18 protein-coding genes are annotated in these 22987 nt (G+C 59.5%); 9 read left to right on the plus strand and 9 right to left on the minus strand.

Annotated features, from left to right (window positions below; genetic code table 11):
* Positions 1–2 precede the first annotated feature (2 nt).
* Entirely contained in the window at positions 3–1007 is a 1005-nt protein-coding gene (locus ACQY1K_RS22115; RefSeq protein WP_430259493.1) for an iron-siderophore ABC transporter substrate-binding protein, read from the minus strand.
* A gap of 287 nt (positions 1008–1294) precedes the next feature.
* Here ACQY1K_RS22115 and ACQY1K_RS22120 point away from each other — a divergent pair, with 287 nt between their 5' ends.
* Positions 1295–3424, plus strand: a complete 2130-nt coding sequence (locus ACQY1K_RS22120; protein ID WP_430259495.1) for a TonB-dependent siderophore receptor — start codon at positions 1295–1297, stop codon at positions 3422–3424.
* Positions 3425–3495: 71 nt separating this feature from the next.
* Here the strand turns inward: ACQY1K_RS22120 and ACQY1K_RS22125 are convergent, their stop codons facing one another.
* Both ACQY1K_RS22125 and ACQY1K_RS22130 read right to left on the minus strand, forming a co-directional pair.
* Positions 3496–4389, minus strand: coding sequence for a helix-turn-helix domain-containing protein (locus ACQY1K_RS22125; RefSeq protein ID WP_430259497.1), 894 nt, complete (start codon positions 4387–4389; stop codon positions 3496–3498).
* Between the two features lie 483 nt (positions 4390–4872).
* On the minus strand, positions 4873–5835 hold the full coding sequence (locus tag ACQY1K_RS22130) for a LysR family transcriptional regulator (RefSeq protein ID WP_430259499.1): 963 nt from the start codon (positions 5833–5835) through the stop codon (positions 4873–4875).
* A 46-nt stretch (positions 5836–5881) separates the two neighbouring features.
* On the opposite strand from ACQY1K_RS22130, the gene ACQY1K_RS22135 reads away from it, so the two are divergent.
* The 7 genes from ACQY1K_RS22135 (at position 5882) to ACQY1K_RS22165 (ending at position 12866) form a co-directional block, all read left to right on the plus strand.
* Entirely contained in the window at positions 5882–6841 is a 960-nt protein-coding gene (locus ACQY1K_RS22135; protein ID WP_430259501.1) for an NmrA/HSCARG family protein, read from the plus strand.
* Positions 6842–7358: 517 nt separating this feature from the next.
* On the plus strand, positions 7359–8717 hold the full coding sequence (locus tag ACQY1K_RS22140) for an NAD(P)H-dependent oxidoreductase (protein ID WP_192077305.1): 1359 nt from the start codon (positions 7359–7361) through the stop codon (positions 8715–8717).
* A gap of 14 nt (positions 8718–8731) precedes the next feature.
* Complete coding sequence (locus tag ACQY1K_RS22145) at positions 8732–9037, plus strand: putative quinol monooxygenase (protein ID WP_430259503.1); 306 nt, start codon at positions 8732–8734, stop codon at positions 9035–9037.
* Between the two features lie 17 nt (positions 9038–9054).
* A complete protein-coding gene (locus ACQY1K_RS22150; RefSeq protein ID WP_430259505.1) occupies positions 9055–9945 on the plus strand; it encodes an NAD(P)-dependent oxidoreductase in 891 nt (296 codons plus the stop codon).
* Between the two features lie 35 nt (positions 9946–9980).
* Positions 9981–10976 carry a DctP family TRAP transporter solute-binding subunit gene (locus ACQY1K_RS22155; RefSeq protein ID WP_430259507.1) on the plus strand — a complete coding sequence of 332 codons (996 nt, stop codon included), beginning with the start codon at positions 9981–9983 and terminating at the stop codon, positions 10974–10976.
* 55 nt (positions 10977–11031) lie between these two features.
* A complete protein-coding gene (locus ACQY1K_RS22160) occupies positions 11032–11589 on the plus strand; it encodes a TRAP transporter small permease (RefSeq protein WP_062463381.1) in 558 nt (185 codons plus the stop codon).
* Positions 11586–12866 (plus strand): TRAP transporter large permease, encoded by a 1281-nt coding sequence (locus ACQY1K_RS22165; RefSeq protein WP_062463384.1) that lies wholly within the window; start codon positions 11586–11588, stop codon positions 12864–12866. The genes ACQY1K_RS22160 and ACQY1K_RS22165 overlap by 4 nt, the downstream gene beginning before the upstream one ends.
* A 13-nt stretch (positions 12867–12879) precedes the next feature.
* Here the strand turns inward: ACQY1K_RS22165 and ACQY1K_RS22170 are convergent, their stop codons facing one another.
* The 5 genes from ACQY1K_RS22170 to ACQY1K_RS22190 form a co-directional block, all read right to left on the minus strand.
* Positions 12880–13791, minus strand: a complete 912-nt coding sequence (locus ACQY1K_RS22170; protein WP_062463387.1) for a LysR substrate-binding domain-containing protein — start codon at positions 13789–13791, stop codon at positions 12880–12882.
* 535 nt (positions 13792–14326) lie between these two features.
* The gene (locus tag ACQY1K_RS22175) at positions 14327–15454 is read right to left on the minus strand and encodes an alpha-hydroxy acid oxidase (RefSeq protein ID WP_430259510.1); all 1128 of its coding nucleotides are present in this window, start codon (positions 15452–15454) and stop codon (positions 14327–14329) included.
* Between the two features lie 59 nt (positions 15455–15513).
* The gene (locus ACQY1K_RS22180) at positions 15514–15870 is read right to left on the minus strand and encodes a RidA family protein (protein ID WP_430259512.1); all 357 of its coding nucleotides are present in this window, start codon (positions 15868–15870) and stop codon (positions 15514–15516) included.
* Positions 15871–15956: 86 nt separating this feature from the next.
* Complete coding sequence (locus ACQY1K_RS22185; protein ID WP_430259514.1) at positions 15957–17063, minus strand: NAD(P)/FAD-dependent oxidoreductase; 1107 nt, start codon at positions 17061–17063, stop codon at positions 15957–15959.
* A gap of 63 nt (positions 17064–17126) precedes the next feature.
* Positions 17127–18731 (minus strand): ABC transporter substrate-binding protein, encoded by a 1605-nt coding sequence (locus ACQY1K_RS22190; protein WP_430259516.1) that lies wholly within the window; start codon positions 18729–18731, stop codon positions 17127–17129.
* Between the two features lie 278 nt (positions 18732–19009).
* Here ACQY1K_RS22190 and ACQY1K_RS22195 point away from each other — a divergent pair, with 278 nt between their 5' ends.
* Positions 19010–19900, plus strand: coding sequence for a LysR substrate-binding domain-containing protein (locus ACQY1K_RS22195; protein WP_430260627.1), 891 nt, complete (start codon positions 19010–19012; stop codon positions 19898–19900).
* Positions 19901–20049: 149 nt separating this feature from the next.
* Here ACQY1K_RS22195 and ACQY1K_RS22200 read toward each other — a convergent pair whose 3' ends face one another.
* On the minus strand, positions 20050–22644 hold the full coding sequence (locus tag ACQY1K_RS22200; RefSeq protein WP_430259518.1) for an excinuclease ABC subunit A: 2595 nt from the start codon (positions 22642–22644) through the stop codon (positions 20050–20052).
* Between the last annotated feature and the right edge of the window lie 343 nt (positions 22645–22987).

Consider the following 22987-nt stretch of genomic DNA (forward strand, 5'->3'; position numbering starts at 1 on the left):
CATCACTTCGGAGCGGTCGTGCCCGCGGCCTTGGACAACAGCGCCACGTAGTCCTTGAGCAGCCATGAGATCGAAAGTGGCGTCGGGTTTGCGGACGTGCCCAGCGGATTGCGGCTGAGCATGACGAGGCCGCCCTTCGCCACTGCCGGCATGCGCGAGGTCAGCGGATTGGTTTTCAACGCATCGGAAAGCTTCTCGCCTCCATAGGTGACGACGATATCCACGTCGTCGAAGGCATCGATCCGCTCGGCACTGACGGATCCGGAGAACTTGCCCGAGTGCGAGGCCTCCACCACGTTTTTCGGCGAGGTCAGGCCGAGATCGGCAAAGAACTTCACGCGGGTATCGTGGGATGTGTAAAAGTTGACCGTGCTGAGGTCGGTCGGGTCGAGATGGGTGATGAACATCGCCGACTTCCCCTTGATTTCCGGATGACCGGCGACCGTCTCCGCAATCTGTCCCTCGATCCTGGTGATCAGGGCCTCGCCTTCGTCCGACATGCCCATGCCGGCGCTGTTGAGACGGATCATCTCCCGCCAGTCTGTCGACCAGGGCCCGTCTGGAAAGGCAACGACTGGGGCGATCTGGCTCAGCGTGTCGTAGTCTGCCTGGCTGAGGCCGGAATAGGCGGCAAGTATCACATCGGGCCGGGTTGCGGAGACCGCCTCGAAATCGATGCCGTCTCCCTCGTCGAACAGCACAGGCGTCTCGGCACCAAGTTCCTTCAGTCGCTCCGCCACCCAGGGCAGTACGCCATCACCGTCATCATCGCCGAAATTTGCGCGGGCAAAGCCGACAGGAACGATACCAAGCGCAAGCGGCACTTCGTGATTGGCCCAGGCGACGGTTGCGACGCGCACGGGTTTCTTCGTGATATCAGCGGTTCCGAGCGCGTTCTTAAGGACGATCGGATAGGCCTGACCGTCGGCTGCGGCCGCCACGCCCGGAAGCGCAGAGAAAAGACATACTGCCGCAAATCGCACGGCAAGGAGAAAAGACCGCATCATCGGGTTAACCTCTGCCTCGCTTTAAAAGTTGACGTTTATTTTCAGGTTCACGAGACGGCGTCAACGAGAAGCCGACAGATGCGCAGATCTTGGCCTGCAATTTCCGTGGTTTTTTACAATTTATGGAAACTATACAATACCGGACAACGATTCTCAAGTTATCAGCGTTGCAGGGGACATTTCTGGTAAGACAATTTGCTGCGGCTAAGGCATTTCAAGTGCTTGGGCGGGTAATGACTTTGCGGCCTTTCCCCCTAAAAGATCACGCCAACCTTGGAATTCGCACTATGGATATGGATTTAGCAGGCCGCCGCGCGTACCGGATTACCACCTCGAAAGCTGTCCTTCTCGCTTGTACGGCGCTTGTCTCGCTGTCGCCGACCATGTTGGCGGCGCAGGAAGCCGGCAGCTCGATGTCCAATACGACCTTGGCGCCGATCGTGATCAGCGGAAGCGGCACGACGCTCGATACGAGCAACGATTCCCTATCGATCGTCGCGACGGAGACCACCGCAGTCGGCAGAATGCCGACCGATATTCTCGTTGCGCCGGCATCCATCTCCGTCATCACGTCGAAGGAGATCGAGCAGCGTGGCGCCGACAGCGTCGAGAAGGTGGTGCAGTATACGGCTGGTGTGGTGACCGACTATTACGGTGGTGACGATCGTTACGACTATATCGATATTCGTGGTTTCACGCCTTACACCTATCGCGACGGGCTGGCGATCGGCCGCACATTCGGCGGCGTCAAGGAAGAACCCTATGCCTATGAGCGCATCGAGGTTCTGAAGGGCACGAGTTCTTCGGGATTCGGCGCGGCCGAACCGGGCGGCGCAATCAATTACGTGACGAAGCTGCCGAAGACCGAACGCTTCGGAGAGGTCTATGCCACCGGCGGCTCATTCAGCCACAAGGAAGGTGGCTTCGACTTCGGCGACAATCTGACCGAAGACGATACGCTGTCCTACCGTCTCACCGGCAAGTTCCAGAATGCTGATGCGGAATACGATTATTCCAAGGACAACGAGAAGTTCCTCATGGGCGGCCTCACATGGCGCCCGACCGATCTTACCAGCCTGTCCTTCGTTTTCGATCATCTCGACAAGGACGGCATTCCGGGCAGCGGCGGTCAGCCGATCGGGTCGGACTTTGATCGCGACAAGTTCTTCGGTGAGCCGGACTATTACTTCCTGACCACCAACCGCAATTCCTACAGCCTGATGTTCGACCACGACTTCGACAACGGACTGAGCTTCGGTTCGAAAGCGCGCTACAGCAATTCGGATATCGCGTTCGGAAGCGCCTATCTGTCCAATACGCGTACCGACGGCTCTAACCTTGCGGATCGCTACTTCTTTGGAAGTGATACCTCTACCGAGCAATTCGTTGTCGATGCGCACCTGATGTTCGAAAAGGATTTCGACGATGTCGAGAGCCGGACGCTTGTCGGCATCGATTACAACAACTTCAAGTCGGACAATTACGGCCTTTACGATACGAGTGCACCGCCGATCAGCACCACAGATCCGGTCTATATCGGGGGACCGGTTTCGACTGTCCCAACCTACGGTACCGCAAACGACCAGAAGACGACGGGCCTGTACCTGCAGCAGGATCTGACCTTCTGGGACAAGCTCACCACCAGCATCGGCGTGCGCAACGATTGGTTCGATCTGAGCCAGGACGACCTTTTCTCAAGCGCGTCGGATTCCGATACGCAGAGCAAGTTCACAAAGCGGTTCGGCGTAAGCTACAAGATCACCGAGGAAGTCGCAGCATTCGCAAGCTACGCCGAGTCTGCTGCACCTCCCGGCATCGGGACCGAGCCCACGACTGGACGCCAGTATGAGGTTGGCATCAAGTACCGTCCGGAAGCCTTCCCCGCACTGTTCACGGCGTCCGTCTATGACCTGACGAAGAGCAATATCACCGTCTACGACAGCGTCACCTATCTGCCGTCGACAGTCGAAAAGGTCCGCCACCGTGGTTTCGAACTTGAAGCCAAGGCAGAAGTGACCGAGAGCATCGACGTGATCGCAGCCTATAGCTATATCGAATCTAAGATCGACGAGCCCGGTGGCGTCAATGACGGCAATCGTCTGATGCGTGTACCCAAGCACCTGGCATCTGTGTGGACGACCTACACGCTGGACGGCGAGGGCGCCCGCGGCGACATGACGTTCGGCGTCGGCGGCCGATACATGGACTCCTACTTCCTCGATCTTGCCAATAGCGGATCTTCGGAAAGCGCCTTCGTGTTCGATGCCTCCTTCACCTACAAGATCCAGAAGAATACGACGTTCCAGCTCAACATGAGCAACGTGTTCGATGAAAAGCACATTGCAAGCCAGGACAGCGGCGGCGTCTATTACAATCCAGGCCGTACCGTCATGGCGACGCTGCGTCAGACCTGGTAACGCGGAACTCGAAACGATAAAGCCCACGCGCCTTAAAGCGGGTGGGCTTTTTCTTTGGGATCACATCGTGGCTAGCGTACCTGCAGCATCCGCCGCCAGGCGGCGGGGGTCTCGCCGGCGACCTGTCGGAATGCCTTAGTGAAATGCGCCTGGTCGGAGAAACCGAGCTGCGCTGCAATACCTGCAACTCTCAAGTCATTGTCCAGCAGCAGTTTCTTGGCAAGATCGATCCGCCGGGCGAGCTGCCACTGGAGAGGGGTCTTGCCTGTCGTCTGCTTGAAGACGTTGGCAAACCAGCTTTCCGACAGGCCGACGGTGGCCGCCATTTCAGCGACGGTCATCCGGCAGTCACCAAGCCCGTCGAGGCGGGCGGCAAGCTTGTTCATCTGCGCTTGGGTCAGACGGCCGTCGGCTTTGCCAGCAAATTGTTCGGAGATCTCGAGCAGTCCGGTGACGATGCTGCCGACCAAGCTTTCCGCATAGACCTCATGACGAGAGAGATTGTCCAGTTCTTCGGCGAGCAGACCGGCAAGCACCTGCAGACCCGGCGCATCCTGTAATTCCGCAGGCTGTTTCAGCGCTGACAATGCGGCAGCCTGCCCGACCGATGGCGACAGGAAGCGCAGCAGACGGTCTTTATGAATATGCAGGTTGAGATGCGAGAAGCGATGAAGTGACGTGCTCGTCGTCCACATCGGCACGCCCGCCGGAATGTAGATTGCCCGGGTCAAGGGCCGGTGATTTCGCTCGAAGTCGCCACTCTGGTTCGAGATGCGGACCCGCGATGATACGTCATCGAAGAAGACCATGATGCGCGGGTCGGCTGCAAGGTAATAGCCGCTGGCGCCTGCTTGGCTTTCCGCCTCCCAGAGAGCGCCGACTATGCCATCGAAGCGTCTCCATTTGACCGGGGAGATCACGCGAATGCCATCTGTGCGCCAAACCATTGAATGCCAGAAAGTCAAAGGGCACACAGCTCCTAGCGGCTCGCGTTGCGCGACGCCAATGCATGTCTAACAATCTTGAGAGATGTATCATGCTAGAGAGAGATTCATCAACGGTGATGGATCAGTCGGCCGGGCTCGGTTTGATATCAGGGTAAAGAGGCGTCCGCTGGATGGATTTCTCAAGGCTTCCAGAACGAAAATAATATTGGCTTAAATAATTGAATCTTTTGCAGAATTCTGTCGTTTGCCGGCAATGTTCAGCTTTAAAAATCTAAGCGGCGATTGCAGATACAACAGTGCCGGACAACGTCGCTTGCAAAGCCTAACTTATTGAAATTTCTAGAAAGTCGTGGAAGGGGTCGCTGGCTCAGATCCCTTCAAGACCTGGAAGTTTAGGAGACTCAGCCGCCGCTCCCGATGTATCAAGCCTCTGCAGCGGTCCGGTTTGCGCTAGAAAATCCCAAGATGATGAACCGAAGCTGCCCAGCCTGCGTACTCTTCCTAGCTTGCTGTCAGATGCTGAATAAGTTCACGTACCCAGCGTTGGCCTTGATGTCCGTGGCTGCGCTCATGCCATATCAGCGCCACCCCGAAACTTTCCGACAGCCACGGAACTTCCATAACATCGAGTAAAGGCCCGGTGGTCCCCAGTAGCCGCCGCGGTACCAGGGCGACGAGGTCACTGGAGGCAACCATTACAGGAACGACCAGGAAGGAGGCGGCCGAGGCAGCCACCCTTCTCTGGCAGCCCTTTGCCGCCAGTAAGGCATCGACCGGCGTATAGAAGCTTCCGCCGGAAGGGGAGACGATCACCTGTTCGAGGCCGGCGAAACCTTCCACCGTTGCCGCGTCCTTGATCCGCGGATGCCCTTTCCGCCCAATAAGAACATAGTTCTCCTTGAACAGGTGGCGGGTGCGAAGGTCCTGATGATCTGGATCAGGAGTGGCGATGGCGAAATCGACATCTCCCTCTGCTAGTTGCCGAGGTAATGTCGGCGGGTTCAGGCGATGAACCGCGACCCGTATCTTGGGAGCTTGCTTGCGCAAAGCCAGCATCAGCGGGACTGCCACCGTGGCTTCGACATAATCCGTGCAGGCGACGGCCACCTTCAGCTCTGCGGTCTCCGGGGCGAACCTGTCATGACTTTGGAGCATGTTGCGAAACTGGTCCAGCGATGCCCGCAGCGGTTCCAGAAGATCGAGCGCCTTCGCCGTCGGTATCATGCCTCGGTGGGCAGGAACGAGCAGCGGGTCCTCGAACAGGTCGCGGAGACGGTTCAACTGGGCGCTGAGGGCTGGCTGGCTCAGGCCAAGCCGAGAGGCCGCCTTCGTGACGTTCCGCTCCGCGAGAAGAACTTCCAGGCTGACGAGAAGATTGAGATCTATTCGAGATGTATCCATCCGTTGGATGGTAGCACAGAAAGGAATCGATTTCTCAGATACGTTACAGTCTGCGATGACCATCCCTCAAGGAGCATCAGAGAAGCTCCAACAGGTGATGGAGATCCACATGTCGTTCGAACGCAAACCCCTGGTCGTCGTGGCTGGCAGCCTTAGCAAGCAGGGCCGCAGCGTCGCCCATTCCTTATTGGGAAGCGGGCGGTACCGAGTGCGTGCCCTTACGAGTCGTACCGGTTCCGCCGAGGCAACTCGGTTGGCGGGACAGGGGGCAGAGCTTGTCGAAGTGCCTCTCGCGCTCAACCACGGGAAGGAGGATCTCGTCAAGGCATTCCAGGGCGCGCAGATGGCCTTCCTGATGACCCCAGGTGTCGTCCCGCCGGCGGACTACGAGTTCGACATCGGGAAGGAGCTTGCGGACGCCTGTGTTCAAGCCGGCGTCGGCCACATCGTCTTCAGTTCGCTGGAAAACGTCGACAGCATTACAGCTGGAACGGGTTTCGCGCCGCACTTCACGGACAAAGCGAGGGTAGAGGCATACATGCGCGAGCTTCCGATCCGAAGCTCGTTCATTCAGCTCGCATTCTTCTACACTAACCTGCTCGAATACTATGTTCCGCGCAAGGACGGCGACGCGCTGGTTTTTCCGGTCTACCTGCCCCAACATTTTCAAGCTCCGTTTGTCGATCCGCTGACAGCGACTGGACCCGCGGTCTTGGAGATCTTCGATCACCCGGACGCCTATGCTGGTCATACTCTCCCGGTCATCGGCGACGTCCTCTCTCCGGCCGAGATGATCGAGACGTTCACCCGCGTCACCGGACGGAACGCCGTCTACGCCTCCGCCTATAGCTCCAAGGAACTGATCAACCACTTTCCCGAGTTTGCGAAGAACGAGGAGCTCGTCCGCGAGATCATCGGTATGGCGGAATATGCGGTAGAGCAAGGTTATTTCCGCAAAGACCGGGATTTGGGATGGAGCCGACGGATCAACCCAGCGAGCCTGAGTTGGGAGCAGTTCCTCAAGACGACGAACTGGAATGGCGATCGAAAAGCGTTTGGTATCATCTAGCCGCTAAGGACTGACGGCGACCGTAACGTGGGTGGCTGTCATCCCGCCTGAATTATCCTCCCGACGCCTTCGAATTTCAGCGGGTCGCTGGTTGGATCCCTTTAAAGGCATGCGTCGAAAGAAATCGTAGCCGCTGAACATTATACGAAGCTTCTGCAAACAGCTGAAGCTTCAGGGAACATATCAAACTTAGGTCGCAAAAGTTCTCGTTCCAACCGCTTAGTAGCCCGAGCATTATTCGCTCGAACCGGCCACATCATTTAGGATTTCTAATGATTCGGCAGATAATTCTAAATTGAGCTAATTGCTTATCCACCCTACACTCTCCTGATAGCCGTTGTGGGAGGCGGCTAGGAGGCGCAGGCTACAGTGCCGCGTTCCTCGGGAGGAGACACTATCATCGGCGCAACCGTATTCGCGGAGGCACATCTGTCCCTGACATCCGAGAAGTGCGTGTGACTGATGATCGCTCCGGCCGGGCTCTCCAGAACAGTATTCCCCAGCCGAGGATTTTGAAATGAATCTCTACTCACTGCTTTCGCTTCGTGCCGCCGATGGACGTCCTGTCAGGGTCGGCCTGATCGGGGCCGGCAAGTTTGGCTCTATGGTCATGGCACAGGCCCAGAAGATCCTGGGCCTTCACCTCGTTGCCGTCGTTGATCTCGATGTCGGCAAGGCAAAGGAATCGATGAGCCGTGTCGGCTGGCAGAAAGAGCGCTATGCCGCTACCAGCTGCGGGGATGCCATCAAGAACGGCACGACATTTGTCACCGATGATGTCCAGGCGATGTTCGACTGCGGCGAGATCGAATGCGTTATCGAGGCGACGGGCCATCCGATTGCCGGAACCCGTCATGCGCTGGGTGCTATCGAGAGCAACAAACACGTGGTCATGGTAAACGTCGAAGCCGACGTCATGGTCGGACCGATCCTGGCGGAAAAGGCTCGTGCCAAGGGCCTGATCTATTCGATGGCCTATGGCGACCAGCCAGCGCTGATCTGCGAACTTGTCGACTGGGCGCGTGCGACCGGCTTTGAGATCACTTCTGCCGGAAAGGGCATGAATTTCGAGCCGCGCTATCGCTATTCGACACCGGATACGGTCTGGGGACTGTTCGGCTGGACCGAAGAACAGGTGGCCGCCGACAACCTCAATCCGAAACTCTACAATTCGTTTACTGACGGCACCAAGGCGGCGATCGAAATGGCAGCCGTTGCCAACGGAACTGGGCTCGATTGCCCGGATGACGGCCTGGCTTTCCCTCCGGCGGGTTTGCACGACCTGGCGCGCGTGTTCCGCCCGGTCTCCGATGGCGGCCGCATGGCGCGCTCGGGCCTGGTCGATATCGCGGCCAGCCAGGAGCCGGATGGCCGCGAAGTCTTCAACAACATCCGCTACGGCGTCTTCGTCACGTTCAAGGCGCATAATGAATATGCCCGCGCCTGCTTCAAGCAATACGGACTGCTGACAGATCCGTCTGGCTGGTATGCCTCGATGTGGCGTCCGTTCCATATTATCGGCCTCGAGACTTCGATCAGCGTACTGTCAGCAGTGCTGCGCAACGAGCCGACCGGCTGCTCCAAGGAGTTCCGCGGCGATGCCGTGGCGACTGCCAAGAAGGACATGCAGCCTGGCGAAATGCTGGATGGCGAGGGCGGCTACGCCGTCTGGGCCAATGCCATCCCGGCAAACCGAAGCCTTGATCTCAAGGCGCTGCCAATTGGTCTTGCACACAACGTCAAGCTCAAGCGGCCGATCAAGAAAGACCAGATCGTCTCCTTTGACGATGTCGAAATCGTCAATGATCTCGATGTGGTGAAGCTGCGCCGGGAAATGGAAGATCGCTTCCGCCCGGTCAAGATCGCTGCGGAGTGAGCGTGGACAGTCCGATGAGCCGCCAAGCTTTCGTCGTGATTGCGGACTTCCAGGTCAAGCCGGGCAATCTGCCGGCTTTCCTGGAGGCGGCGCAGGACGACGCCAAACATTCCGTGGCCGACGAACCGGGCTGCCGGCAGTTCGACGTCATCTGCCCGGAAGGCTCGGACGACACGGTTGTCTTCTACGAAGTCTATGACAGCCGCTTGGATTTCGATGCCCATCTGGAGACGCCCCATCTGGCGCGTTTCCGGGATGCTTTCCCGCCGCTGATCGTCGAAGAGCGCCCGGTGCGCTTCTCGACACGGCAATATCTGTGAGTGGGGAGGATGGACAGATGAACACCACCACGATCGCGGTCATCGGCACCGGCATCATGGGCGCACCCATGGCTGGCCGCCTGGCGGAGGCCGGTTACACGGTCACGGCCTGGAACCGGACATCGGACAAGGCATCGGCGCTGCACGCTCGGGGCGTTGTGCCTGCCAACGGCGCGGTCGATGCGGTGGCGGGCGCCGATGTGGTGATCTGCATGCTGAGCTCCGGCCCGGTCTGCGAAACGGTGCTGATCGATGACGGTGTCATCGCGGCGATGCGGCCCGGATCGATCTTAGCTGTGATGAGCTCGATCCCGGTCGAAACGGCGATTGTCTTGGCAAAGGCTTGTGGTGATCGTGGTATCGCCTGTCTCGACGCTCCGGTTTCGGGCGGGGAGAAGGGCGCCAGGGATGGAACGCTTGCGATCATGGCGGGTGGAGATGAAGCCATCGTTGATCGCCTTCGCCCGCTGTTTTCCTGCCTTGGCCGCGTCACGCATGTGGGCCCGTCAGGAAGCGGCGCTCTGACGAAACTCGCCAACCAGCTGATCGTCGCCTCGACGATCTGTGCGGTTGCCGAGGCCCTGACATTGGCACGGAGCGGCGGCGCGGACCCGGCCCGTGTTCGCGAGGCATTGCTCGGCGGGTTCGCCGATTCAACCGTCTTTCGCCAGCATGGGTTACGCATGGTAGAGGGCAATTTCACGCCTGGCGGTCCGGCGAAATATCAGGTGAAGGATACATCGACGGCATTGGGATTTGCTCGAAGCCGTGGATTGACGCTTCCGGTCAGCGAGGAGGTTGACCGGCTTTTCAAGGCCATGGTGGATCATGGTGGCGGAGAACTCGACCACAGCGGCGTCATTCTCGAACTGCAACGCATGAATGCGGGTGGAGGCAGCTCCGCCTGATCTATCGTCGTGACTATCAAATGGGAGGAATGAAAATGAAACACTTCACACTTCGCAGCCTGCTGGCTGCAGCCACCATGCTCACCGCATCGTTCGCGCAGGCCGCGACGCTGACCTTGTCAACGCCCGATCCGGATACATCCGAAATTACCGTTGCCGCCAACAAATTCGCCGAACTGGTTTCGGCCAAGACAAATGGCGAACTGACCATCAAGGTGTTCCCGAATGGGACCCTTTATGGCGGCGATCCTTCTGCTGCCATCAAGCAGCTTTCCGGCGGGTCGCTCGACATGCTGGTGCTGGCAACATCGCTCTATGCAAACTTCAATCCGAAGTTCTCCGCCATCTCCATTCCCTACCTGTTTGATGACGAGGCGCAGCTGCGCACCTATCTCTCGGGCGAACAGGGGCAGGAACTCATAACCGACCTTGGCAAGATCGGCATCAAGGGCATCAATCTCTGGCCGCGGCCTTTCCGCCAGATGACCAACTCTAAGCGTCCGATCGAAAAGCCGGAAGATCTGGTCGGCCTGAAGTTCCGCGTTCCCAACAACCCGCTCTGGGTCGAATTCTTCAAGAAAATGGGCGCCGCCCCAACCCCGATGGCATTTGCCGAGGTCTATAACGCCCTGCAGCTGAAGGTCGTTGACGGCCAGGAAAACCCGATTAATGTCCCGCTCAGCGCCAAGTTCTTCGAAGTGCAGAAATATGCGTCGATCACCAACCATATGGCTGACGGCTGGGTGCTTGGCATCAACCCGGCCAAGTTCGAAGGCCTGAGCGCTGCGCACAAGAAGGCGATCGAGGAAGCCGGTAAGGAGGCGGAAGCCTGGAAGGTTGCAAACGACGCGGCAACCGCTGAAAGCACGATTGCCGAGCTGCAGACGCGCGGCATGCAGGTCAACCGACTGACGCCGGAACAGCAAAAGGCATTTGTCGCAGTCTCCAAGGGGCTGTTCCCGGTGTTTGCCGGTCTGGTGAAGGACCAGGCATTCTTCGACAAGACCGTTGCTGCCGTCGGCAAGAACTGATCCGCACGCCCCCACCGGATCGGCCGCAAGGTCGATCCGGACAGGAGAACATGCCATGTCCAAAAGCCCCTCTGTGTTCGGCAGGGCCCTCAAGGTCACGACCGATTTTGCAGCCGGTATTGCCGTCTTCGGCGTTTTGCTGGTCGTCCTGCTTCAGGTGTCCAGCCGCATTCTCGGTTACCCTGTTTCGTGGACCGAAGAAGCCACCCGCTACCTGTTCGTGTGGATGATCTTCCTCGGTCTCGCGGCCGGTTTCAGAACGGTCGAAACTGCACGCGTCACCGTCCTCATCGCGTTGATGCCGCGTTTCATCCGTCGACTGTCTTTGCCGATCTACGTGGTGAGCTCGGTGATCTTCTTCATCCTGACCGGATGGACCGGGTATCGCCTTGTGCAACAGCAGCTGATGATGAATGAGACGGCGGCGACGCTTGCCGTTCCGATGTGGCTGATCGGCACGATCATGCCGCTCAGTTCTATCCTCGGCGTTCTTGCCATCGTGGAATCGCTTAGAACCCGTCGCGACCTGATCGAGCTTCCGGAGTTCTCGCAAGGCATGCCTGAACTCCTCCTCGCGCAAAGCGCGACACCGAATTCGGAGAAGCAGCCATGAGCCTCGTTCTTCTAGCCCTCTTCCTAGTCATGAGTGCTTTCGGCGTTCCTCTGGCCGTCGCGCTTGGGCTTGCCAGCGTTGCTGCTATCCTGCTGTTCACCTCGACGCCGATCGATCTTTTGGCGCAGAGCATGTTCTCCGCCATGAACTCGTTCCTGCTGGTCGCCGTGCCACTGTTCATCCTTGTCGGCGTGCTGATGGAGCGCGGTCGCGTCGCCGAAAAGCTGTTCGACTTCGCCGAAGCCATTGTCGGCTGGCTTCCGGGCGGGCTCGGTCATGTCAATGTCGCATCCTCCGTTATCTTCGGCGGCGTCTCCGGTTCGTCTGTCGCAGACATCGCCTCGATCGGCGCGATCGAGATCAAGGCCATGGAGCGCCACGGTTTCCCCAAGGGTTATGCGGTCGGCATGACGCTGTGCAGTTCGACGCTTTCATCAATCATCCCACCCTCGATCCTGATCGTGATCGCAGGCTCGATTGCCAATGCCTCGATCGGAACCTTGCTGGTTGCCGGCTTGATCCCGGGCCTGTTCATCGCGTTTATGCTGATGGTGTTCAACCACATCTACGCCGTGCGCCACGGTTACAATCCGCCGACGCCCTTCAACCTGCGCCTAGTCTTGACGACCGGCATTGCGGCGATCCTCCCCATGCTGACCCCGGTCATCCTGATGGCCGGCATCGTCGGCGGCTATTTCACGCCCACGGAAGCAGCCGGCATCGCCGTCCTGTACACGCTGTTCCTGTCGGTTGTGCTGTACCGGACGATTTCGGTACGTGACCTGCCGGGGCTCTTCGTCGAAACCGCGCGCACATCCGGCACGATCCTATTCATCGCAGCGACCGCCAAGCTTGCGGCCTGGGTGTTCACTTATGACGGCCTGCCGGCGCAGGTCGCGATGTTCCTAAATGCGATCAGCACGGGACCAACCATGGCGCTGGTGTTGATCTTCCTGTTCCTGATCGTGGTTGGCATGTTCATGGATGCCATCGCCGCGATGTTCATCCTGATACCTGTGCTTCTACCCCCGGCGGTTTCGATTGGTGTCGATCCCATCCATTTCTTGATCGTCATGGTCGTTACGCTGACGTTGGGTCTGGTCACGCCGCCGGTGGGTGTATGTCTCTTCGCCGTGGCACAGGTTGCGAAGATGTCGATCGAAGACGTCATTAAGGGCTCGCTCGCGCCGATGTCGATCCTCGTGGCCGCTATTCTTGCGCTCGTGCTCTTCCCGCAGCTGACCTTGACGCCGATCCGGCTTCTGGGTCTCTACTGAGCAAACGGAAAGCTCAGCCTGTCATGGCACCGAGCGGGTGCGCCAATTGCCACGTTTCCCGCTCGGCCCGCAGCCAGTCGAGAAACAGTCGCACCTTCTTCTGGCGCAGATGATCGCGGGGGCAGACGATCCATTGCGTCACGATCCGGACCACCGGGGGTGAGGCGACCGGGCAGACAAGCCGTCCGCTTTTCAATTCCTCTCCCATCATCAGCGTGCTTTCGAGCGCGATCCCCATGCCGCGCACGGCAGCATCGATCGCCATATGGCTGCGATCGAAAAGCACCCTGCGCCAGCGTTCTTGCGGCGTGATCCCGGCCAGCGGAAACCAGGTCGTCCACTGCGCCTGCGATTTGGCTGAATGGATAAGGCGCCGCTTCAGCAGATCTTCTGGCGCTTGGCTGCCGGCTTCCGCATAGTCAGGAGAGCAGACGGGGTAAAACTGTTCTTCGGCGATCCCCTCAACAAAGAGACCCGGCCAGCGGCCGTCCCCATGGCGTAACTCTAGATCGACCAGTTCCTGGTTGAAGTCGGTCGGTTCATTCGTGCCGTCCAGACGAATTTCCATATCGGGATGACGGTCGAGAAAATCACCCAGCCGCGGCAGCAGCCATTTGTTGGAAAGCGTCGGCGTGGCACGGATGGTCAGGGTCTCAACCGAGCGAAAGCCGCGGATCGTGCCAGTGGCCTCCTCAATATGCTCGATCTGGTCCGCGATCATAGAGAAATAGCGTTCGCCGGCCTCCGTCAGCGCAATGCCGCGGCCTGCCTTCGCCAGAAGACTGACCCCGAGCTGAACTTCAAGGACCTGGATCTGCTGGCTGACGGCGGATGGCGTAACACTCAGCTCTGCAGCGGCGCGCGAAATACTGCCGGTGCGTGCCGCCGTGTGGAAGACCAGAATTGCCTTGATTGGAAGCTGCATACTCGTCCACTGCGGTTTGGGCCCAACCCAGATCTCTACCTGGACGAAACGAAACGATCACGTCAATATCCGAACCAGAACCAACATTTCGTGGTGTCACTAAATAAGACGGACTATGCGCTCTACGGGTTGCAGTTGCCACTGAGTGGCCTGCCAACCTATCTCAAACCCTTTCCTCGAAGAACCAGACAGACCATTGACGTTTTCGTGGCTGTAAGGTCGCTGCTTCAGCCTCGGCCCTAGTCCTCAAGACTCAGGGATTCACTGATGGCCGATTGCTGCGTGGCAGGTGTCTGCGGCTGACAGTCTGATCCCGATCCCCTCACGCGATGATTTGCGCTATTCGCCTTCTTTTCCCCGCTGCCCGATAACCGTCACCATCAGACGGAGCGGAGGCGATGAAACGTTCTTACGGCCAATCGCTGCGATCGAGACGGGAGCAGAGCAAGCATTTCCTCGGAGGGGACGAATTTCATCCAAAAAGCGGCTGAACTAATGGTCGGCGGTTCGTATCCCATCAAGGCGAATACAACAACTAATCGGAGGCTCGGAACATCCAATTACGCGGCTGCTGAGCAAGTGCGGTGGTCGAAAGTTCGTCGACTGACGAACACCCGAGATGACCGAGCGTTGTCCAGAATTCGCGCTGCAGCAATTCCAGCGTCCGGCGAACACCGTGCTCGCCATCAGCGGCCATGCCGTAGGCAACAAGCCGTCCGAGGGCGACTGCATTGGCGCCGACTGCGATCGAGGCCGCAATGTCGCTGCCGCGGCGAATGCCGCTATCGAGAATGATTGGAACATCCTTGCCCACGGCTTTCCGGATCGCCGGCAGGGTTTCCAGCGCGGTTGGCGTACGGTCGATGGTGCGTCCGCCGTAATTCGACACGTAGAGGCCGACCGCGCCGGCATTCAACGACGCTTTTGCGTCCCTTACACTGCAAACGCCTTTGACGATGCAGGGAAGCGAAGAGCGCCGGATGACGTTTGCGGCCTGCGCCCAGCTCCATCGAGGCTTGGTGAACTCGAGCAGTTCCTGCAGCGCTGCGGGATCCGACTTGCCGGTGCCGAAGTTCGAGGGCGAGGCCTCGTTGCGCAGCGAGAACCGGTCTTCCATCATTCGTTCCCGCCATTGCCGGATCGGCGAATAGGTGGCGCATATGTAGGTATAGCCCGCCGCCTTGGCGCGCTCGATCATCTCGAGCACGCCGTCCTCGTCACCGACGAAAGTCATTTGGAAGACCGAAGCGACCGAAGACGCCTTCGCGATCTCCTCCAGCGAGTGGGAGGCGGCAACCGGCACCATCTGTTGAATGCCGACGGCTGCGGCGGCTCGGCCGATCGCCAGATGGCCCTGCGGATGAAACACGGCCTCGCCGCCACCGAAGGGAGCGATGAAGGCCGGGAAGCTGAGGTCAAAACCGAGCACGTTTGTGCGAGTATCGGGATTGCTGATGCCGGCAAACAGCGGCACCTCAAATCGCACCTTGTCAAAGACCGCGATATTTTCCCTCAACGTCACCTCGTCGCCGGTGCCGCAGGACAGGTAGTTCCAGTCGATATCGGAAAGACGGCGCTTAGCATCGTGATAGATGCCTCGCAGCGTCGTGTATTTCTCCGATGTCGCATAACGGTCATCGATCCGGTTCCGCTTATCGCTCATTTCCTTCTCCGGGTTGAAAGGTTGCAAGGGCGGGTTCACACCCGCCCTTCGTGGAAAATTCAGGCGTCCTTCTTGGCGGCGATGAGGACGATTTCGATGAGCCGCTTGGGATCGCCCAGATCGGCGACGCCGATCGTCGCCCGGGAGGGGAGGTCATCGCCGTCGAGCCAGGCAAGCCATGCCTCATTCATCGCTTCCTTGCCCGACATGTCAGAAAGGTAGATGCGGGCAGAGAGAATGTTGTGCTTGTCGGAACCACATTCTTTCAGCACTTCCTCGAGCTTGGCGCAGGTCTGTTCAGTCTGCTGCTTCATGCCGACGGAAATGTCGCTGGCGGCATGGCCGCCGACATAAAGGACGCCGTTGTGTTCGACGACGCCGTGCATGATGCGGTGTTTGCGGTGACGGGTGATCATGTCATTTTCCTTGTGGTCGAGATGAGGGGGCTCCGCCGCGCCGTGCAGCGGAGATCGAGAAGAGCAGCGATCGGAAAAGCCTTAATTCAGCTCGCCTTCGGTGCGTAGAGATCGAGCGGGATGTCGGTTGCCTGACCGGCGGCGATCCTGGCGATCTGGCTTCCGGCAAACGGGCCGATCGTCAGGCCGCCGGCGCCCAGGCCGTTGCCGAGCGTCAGGTTGGCGAAGCCGGGCACGCGGCCGAGAATCGGATTCATCGTTTCGCCGGCCGGACGAAAGCCGATGCGCGTTTCGATCAGCGTAGCATGGGCAAGACCCGGCGCGATCTTGAGGCCCGCGCTCAGGACCTCCATCTCGCCCGCCGCCGTGACGCGGTAGTCGAACCCGGAATTGTTTTCGCGGGTTGCGCCGATTACCACCCGGCTGTCGTCAAAAGCAAGCATGTAGTGACTGCTCATCGGCAGCACGACCGGCCATTTGGCAGTGGCAACACCTGGCAAGCGCAGGTGGACGATCTGCCCCTTCTGCGGCACGACGGGGTGGTGCAGGCCGAGTGGCCGCAGAATCTGCGAGGCCCAGGCACCGGCCGTTACGATGATCTGGTCGGCTGCAATCTCCGCTCCAGTGCTGTCGAGGCAGCCGGCGCGATCGCCATCCGTTCTCAGCGTCACATAGTCGTTGCGAAATTTCGCACCCATCGAAACGGCAGCGCGCACCATGGCGGCAGACAGCAGCCGCGCATCGACGCGGGCGGCACCCGGAATGTGAATCGCATCGAGATCCTCGCGCAGGGGCGGGAAAAGGGCTCGCGCCTCGGCTGGATTGAGATGGCGAACCTCACCGGCTTCCGGCGCGTTCGCGGTGCGACGGGCAATACGGTCCGCCGCAGCGTCGAATTCCGCCCGATCTTCCGCGACGACGAGCGCGCCGACCTTGCCGTACCCGAGATCGGTCTCGCCCCTGGACGTCAGACCGCTAATCAGCCCGTCATAGAAACGGGTTCCCGCCTCGTAGAGCTTGTACCATTCCGTCTCTTCGACCCTCGTTGCCCAAGGGCAGACGATGCCCGCACCCGCCATGGTGGCCTTGCCCTGATGAGCCTGATCGACGATTTCGACCTCGATACCTTGAGCTGCCAGATGGTAGGCTGCACTGGAGCCAAGGATGCCGGCCCCGATAATCAACACACGCATTTCGAATTCCTGGTGTAAAGTGTCGGAAGCCCGGCGACACCGTCCCCGGGCGATGGTCGTCTATTATTCCACGGTCACGCCGGAAAGCCGACTGGTGCCGAAGATGGCCGGGACATAACCCTTAACGCTTCTCGCGACCGCGGTGATGGTGTCTGCACCGCCGAGGATGACCGCCGGAACTTCGGCATGGAACTCCTTCTGGGCCTGTTTGTAGAGCTCAATGCGCATTTCCTTGTCCGTCACGGAGCCGGCCTGGCTCATCAGGCCGTTAAATTTCGTGTCGCACCATGCGCCGATATTGGACGGGCTGGGCCTGCCTGCCGGGTCGCAGGTGAAATAGTTGTTCGGGATCTGGCTCGGATCCGGAAAGTCATAGATGCCTCCGAACATGCCGACCTGTGCCTCGCCATTCCGGGCACGGGTGATGTATTCGCCCCATTCGTAGGAGATGACGGTTGCCTTGACGCCGACCTTTGCCCAATCCGCCTGGATCATCTCGGCGGCACGGCGGCCGTTCGGCATGTAGGGGCGTGCAACGGGGATGGCCCACAGTTCGGTCGAGAACCCGTCCTTGTAGCCAGCCTCGGCAAGAAGCTTTTTGGCAAGTTCCGGATCGTAGCTGTAGGCGCCGACATCCTTGTCGTAACCCCAGAGCGAGGGTGGAATGACCGCCCCGGTGACGGTTCCCATGCCGTCATAGACTTGGCCGACGAGCGGCTCGATGTTGATCGCGTGTGCGAGGGCTTCCCGGACGCGTTTATCCTTGAACTTCTCGTCCCTGAAATTGAAGGTGATGAAGCCGGTCGAGGCTACCGGGGTCTGCACCGCCTTCAGCGTTCCGCTGCCTTCGATCATCGCGCGATCGGCAAGGTTCGGATAAAGTGCGATCTGGCATTCACCCGCGATGGCACGCTGCAGCCGCACCGACGCATCGGCGCCGATTGCCATGACGACTGTATCGAGCATCGGCGTGCGCGCCGGATCCTTGATCGCGGCTCCCCAGGTATCCGCGAACGGCATCAGCCTTACGAGTGCGTCCTGCTGATAGGCCTGCAGCTGGAATGGGCCGGTACCGATCGGTTCCCGGTCGATCAGTTCCGGCGTGCCCGCCTTGGCGAGTTGCTCGGCATATTCGCCCGAGGTAATGGCCAGGGACTGGTGCGCCATGATGCCGATGAACGGGGCAAGCGGTTGTTTCAATGTGAAAGCGACGGTGTAGTCGTCGACCTTACGGACCCCTTCCAAAGCATCCGCAAGCTTTGTGTTGAACGTGATGTAGGTGCCACCATTGATCTTGGCATAGGGGTGGTCCGCCTTCATCATCCGTTCAAATGTAAAGATCACGTCGTCCGCATTGAATTCACGGCTTGGCTTAAACCTGTCGCTCGACTGCCACTTCACGCCATGCCGCAGCGTGAACGTGTAGGTTTTGGCGTCGTCGGAGACGGTCCAACTCTCCGCGAGTGCCCGTTCGATCTCGGACGAGCCTGCCTTGACCGAAACTAGGCCGTCATAGATTTGTCCGAGCACAAATGAGGTCGTGCCGTTGCTGGTCATTTGCGGATTAAAGACTTCCGGGGACCCCTCGATGCAGACCGACAGCATTGCGGCATTGGCGGGGGCAGCCGCCATGAGGGCAAACAGGTACAGGCCGAGTGTCTTGTTCATATACTTCCGTTCCCTTCTTTTGCAGGCTACTTTTGCGGCCTTGGCATGATTGATCACCAGCCGGCCCTGGCAGGGCCGTCCGCGGAGCAGTGTGCCCGACGCATCTGATTGGTTTTTATGCTTGGCTCCCGACCGGTGCTTTTGCATCTTCTGGAAGAGAGACGATCTTGCTTGCTGGATAGAAGCGCCTTGACAATATGATTGTCAAATAGCTTGTTGGCCTACCATTATAACCAAAACTCATGACGCCGGATGCGGCATCAAGGATGCGGTCAGGGATGAATATCAGGCAGCTCGAAGCATTTCACATGACGATCGAAACCGGATCGGTGACGTTTGCCGGGGAGCGGCTCGGCATTTCCCAGCCGGCCGTCAGCAAACTTCTGAAAAGCTTTTCGGAAGCCTGCGGATTCAAGCTCTTCACCCGCAGCGGCGGACGGCTGGTGCCGACGCTCGAGGCCCGCCTACTGGCCGCCGAGGTCGACCGGATGTTTGCCGGGACAAAGCGGATAGCAAAGCTAGCCGAGGCGGTGCGTAATCGGGAGTGGGGTGAAGTGACAATCGCGGCGCCCGCGGCGTTTTCCACGCGTTATCTTACGCAGGCGCTGTCGCCATTTCTGGCCGAGCAGCCCGACATGCACCTGACCTTGCAGAGCCGGAACTCGCCACGGATCGGAGAACTCGTCGCGGCGGGGCAGGTGGATATCGGTATCAGCGTCCTGCCTTTCGACCAGCCCAATGTCCGCTCGGAGATCATCATGCGCTTCGCCATGGTCTGCGTGCTCCCCGCAGGCCATCCGCTTGCCGCAAAGCAGGTGGTGGAAATCGACGACCTGCGCAACGAATCGTTCGTCTCGCTGCCCCGGGACGATTGTTCGCTGATGACGGTTGACCGCGCGTTTCAGATGCGCGGTGTGCAAAAGCGCACCCGGATCGAGGTCCCCCTGTCGGAAACCGCGTGCAGTCTCGTCGCCAGCGGGGTCGGCATCTCGATCGTGCCGCCGTTCGTCGGGCTCGACTATCCGGAAAGTCGCCTTGTGCGCCGTACCTTGCTGCCGGAGACCTCCATGAATGTCTGGCTGCTGACACCTTCCAGCCGGCCGCCCTCGCTCGCCTCTCAGAAACTGGTCGAATTCATCCGCACGGCCGTTTCGCCCTTCAATCAGTGACCTAAAACACGCGACTAACCAGTACAGGGCCGCAGGTTCGAATCCTCTAAAGGCGTTAAACTTTGATTTTCGAAGCTCTTAAGCGGAGCTTTTTCCGCTTAGCACGGGCGGCCGCGGGGTTCATATCCGGTCAAGATTACCTGGAACTCTCAGTTCGTTTCGTGGGAACTTCTTTCGGCTTCGGTTGAGAAAGGAGGCAACTGTCGCTTGAGATACGGTGCTGTTCGGCTGTCTCGGGAAAGGCCAACTTGCTCCGGCGTTCCCCTTGCGACTATCCTCCCACCTTCATCTCCCGCACCCGGGCCAATGTCTATGATCCAGTCACTCGCCGCAGCGAGTGCCATGTCGTGATCGACGACAATCACCGTGTTACCGGACTCGACAAGCGCATTGAGCTGTGCAATCAGCCGCTCGACATCCGACGGATGCAGCCCCGTCGTCGGTTCGTCCAGCACATAGAGTGCGCCACCTTTCTGGGCCCGCTGTAGCTCCGTCGCCAGCTTGATGCGCTGGGCTTCACCTCCTGAAAACTCGGTCGCAGGCTGACCGAGCCGGAGGTAACTCAAGCCGACCTCCCTGAGGACCTTCAATGACGAGCGAACACTTGGGGCGTCATCGAAGAAGTCCCATGCGTCCGCGACGGTCAGCCCGAGTACCTGCGAGATGTCCCTTCCTCGGTATCTGATCTCCAAGGTCTGCGGGTTGTAGCGGGTGCCATGGCAAGTCGGGCAGGGGGCATACACGCTCGGAAGGAAGAGCAGCTCGACCATGACAAAGCCTTCGCCTTCGCACCGGGGGCAGCGGCCCTTGGCGACATTGAAGGAAAACCGCCCTGCGTCGTAGCGGCGCTTCTTTGCCTCTGGAGTGGCGGCAAAGAGCGAGCGAACATGATCGAAGAGGCCGGTGTACGTCGCGAGGTTGGAGCGGGGCGTCCGGCCGATCGGCTTCTGGTCGACCTCGATGAGGCGTCGGATGCTGTCCAACCCACCTTCGATCTTGCCCTGCGTCGGCGAGCCCGGCTCTACCTCCAGGCCGGCGTCGCCTTCCGCGTCGTTTTCCGCGCGAACCGGAGCGCCAAGCGCTTCACCGACAAGCTCGACGAGCGCCTGGCTGACCAGGCTCGACTTGCCTGACCCGGAGATACCAGTCACCGTCGTCATGACGCCGAGTGGGAAGGCGCAATCAACGTCACGGAGGTTGTTTCGAGTGACGCCGGACAGGCGGAGCCATCCATTTGGTTTTCTGCAAGTTCGAGAGGACTTCCCAGCTTCAGCAAACAAATGCCTGGCGGTTTCGGATCGTTCCACTTTCCGCAGCCCTTCCGGCGGGCCGCTATAGAGGATTTCACCGCCCAGCTCGCCAGCGCCCGGGCCAACGTCGACGATCCAGTCCGAGTGGCGGACGACGTCGAGCTCGTGCTCCACGACGAACAGCGAATTCCCGACCGCTTTGAGGCCGTCGAGCGCCCGCAACAGCGCTTCGGTATCGGCCGGGTGTAAGCCTGCGGATGGCTCATCCATGACATAGACGACACCGAAGAGGTTTGAGACGACCTGGGTCGCCAGGCGAAGCCGCTGGAGTTCCCCCGGAGACAGGGTCGGCGTGCTACGCTCAAGCGTGAGGTAGCCGAGGCCGAGATCAAGAAGGACATCCATCCGTCGGCAGAGGTCTGCAGCGATCCGCTGGACTACCATTGCCTTTTCCGGATGCTCTTTCCGCATGGTCTTGAGCTTCCTGGCATCGGCATCCGCGTAAGGCGCGAAGATGTCGGAGAACCGCGCCATCGGCAGTCTGCTCATTTCGGCATAGTCGAGGCCTTCGAATGTCACCGAGAGCGACTCCTTGCGCAGCCGCTTCCCCTCGCACAGCGGGCAAGCGCTGCTGATCATGTAGCGAGCAGCGCGCTTCTTCATCATCGCGCTCTGCGTCGTCGCGAAGCTATGAGTGACATGCCGGCGTGCGCTCGAAAACGTTCCCATGTATGAGGGCTCGTCTTTGCGTGCCATGGCACGCTTCACCTGATCGTGCGTGAGACCCGGATAGACCGGGACGACGGGCTGCTCGTCCGTGAACAGGATCCATTGGCGGGTCTTCTCCGGAAGCTCCCGCCACGGCCTGTCAACGTCGATGCCGAGCGTGATAAGAATGTCCCTCAGATTCTGCCCGCCCCATGCCAACGGCCATGCCGCCACCGCGCGCTCGCGAATGGTCAGCGAGGGATCCGGCACCATGGAGGCCTCGGTCACCTCGTGGACACGACCGAGGCCATGACATTGCGGGCAGGCACCCTCAGGCGTGTTTGGAGAAAACGATTCTGCTTCCAGGTGCGGTTGACCCGGTGGGTAGGTGCCTGTCCGTGAATAGAGCATCCGAAGGAGGTTCGAGATTGTCGTCACGCTTCCGACCGAGGAGCGAGCTGTCGGCGATCCGCGCTGCTGCTGCAGGGCAACCGCGGGTGGGAGGCCTTCGACTAGGTCGACGTCAGGCACGCTCATCTGCGTGAAGAGACGGCGAGCATAGGGAGACACGGATTCCAGGTAGCGGCGCTGGGCCTCGGCGTAGAGGGTACTGAAGGCGAGCGAGGATTTTCCGGATCCGGAGACACCAGTGAAGACGACAAGCGCGTCCCGTGGGATGTCGACGTCGACGTTCTTGAGGTTATGTTCCCGTGCGCCTCGGACATGAACGACGCCTTCAAGCTTCTCGGTCGCCTTCACTGCATCGGCCATAGGTCGTTTCGGCATCGGATTTCCTGCAGTTGCACGTCGGGCAGAGATTGTCACGAGATCCTGCAATTAGCGGAGAGCGTTGCACCGCAAGGATAATCCCGGCACTTCGGACACAAATTGACGGTCGTCAACTACGAAGACCGCCAAACACCCTATTATTGCTCAGAATCGCGTACAGGAACAACTTGTTGGCAAGAGCCGTGAAAAGACGGCCACAAAAAATGCACCCTGGGCTGAAGGTTCGATCCGTTCCGAAGTCGGTGATGCCATCCCTCGCATCCCGAGGAACTCATCAAACGCGGGCATCAACTTTGGGGCCGACTCTGCACATCTTGCCCCGCAGTGATGTATGAGGCCG

The organism is Neorhizobium sp. IRS_2294 (assembly GCF_050500145.1).
Lineage (GTDB): Bacteria > Pseudomonadota > Alphaproteobacteria > Rhizobiales > Rhizobiaceae > Neorhizobium > Neorhizobium soli.

Bases quoted from the DNA above. Each gene is read 5' to 3' on its own strand.
- ACQY1K_RS22195 (WP_430260627.1), top strand. From the start codon at position 19,010: ATGAATATCAGGCAGCTCGAAGCATTTCACATGACGATCGAAACCGGA.
- ACQY1K_RS22175 (WP_430259510.1), bottom strand. From the start codon at position 15,454: ATGAGCGATAAGCGGAACCGGATCGATGACCGTTATGCGACATCGGAG.
- ACQY1K_RS22190 (WP_430259516.1), bottom strand. From the start codon at position 18,731: ATGAACAAGACACTCGGCCTGTACCTGTTTGCCCTCATGGCGGCTGCC.
- ACQY1K_RS22200 (WP_430259518.1), bottom strand. From the start codon at position 22,644: ATGCCGAAACGACCTATGGCCGATGCAGTGAAGGCGACCGAGAAGCTT.
- ACQY1K_RS22170 (WP_062463387.1), bottom strand. From the start codon at position 13,791: ATGCAGCTTCCAATCAAGGCAATTCTGGTCTTCCACACGGCGGCACGC.
- ACQY1K_RS22115 (WP_430259493.1), bottom strand. From the start codon at position 1,007: ATGATGCGGTCTTTTCTCCTTGCCGTGCGATTTGCGGCAGTATGTCTT.
- ACQY1K_RS22140 (WP_192077305.1), top strand. From the start codon at position 7,359: ATGAATCTCTACTCACTGCTTTCGCTTCGTGCCGCCGATGGACGTCCT.
- ACQY1K_RS22145 (WP_430259503.1), top strand. From the start codon at position 8,732: ATGAGCCGCCAAGCTTTCGTCGTGATTGCGGACTTCCAGGTCAAGCCG.
- ACQY1K_RS22135 (WP_430259501.1), top strand. From the start codon at position 5,882: ATGTCGTTCGAACGCAAACCCCTGGTCGTCGTGGCTGGCAGCCTTAGC.
- ACQY1K_RS22120 (WP_430259495.1), top strand. From the start codon at position 1,295: ATGGATATGGATTTAGCAGGCCGCCGCGCGTACCGGATTACCACCTCG.
- ACQY1K_RS22180 (WP_430259512.1), bottom strand. From the start codon at position 15,870: ATGATCACCCGTCACCGCAAACACCGCATCATGCACGGCGTCGTCGAA.
- ACQY1K_RS22130 (WP_430259499.1), bottom strand. From the start codon at position 5,835: ATGGTCATCGCAGACTGTAACGTATCTGAGAAATCGATTCCTTTCTGT.
- ACQY1K_RS22150 (WP_430259505.1), top strand. From the start codon at position 9,055: ATGAACACCACCACGATCGCGGTCATCGGCACCGGCATCATGGGCGCA.
- ACQY1K_RS22185 (WP_430259514.1), bottom strand. From the start codon at position 17,063: ATGCGTGTGTTGATTATCGGGGCCGGCATCCTTGGCTCCAGTGCAGCC.
- ACQY1K_RS22165 (WP_062463384.1), top strand. From the start codon at position 11,586: ATGAGCCTCGTTCTTCTAGCCCTCTTCCTAGTCATGAGTGCTTTCGGC.
- ACQY1K_RS22155 (WP_430259507.1), top strand. From the start codon at position 9,981: ATGAAACACTTCACACTTCGCAGCCTGCTGGCTGCAGCCACCATGCTC.
- ACQY1K_RS22160 (WP_062463381.1), top strand. From the start codon at position 11,032: ATGTCCAAAAGCCCCTCTGTGTTCGGCAGGGCCCTCAAGGTCACGACC.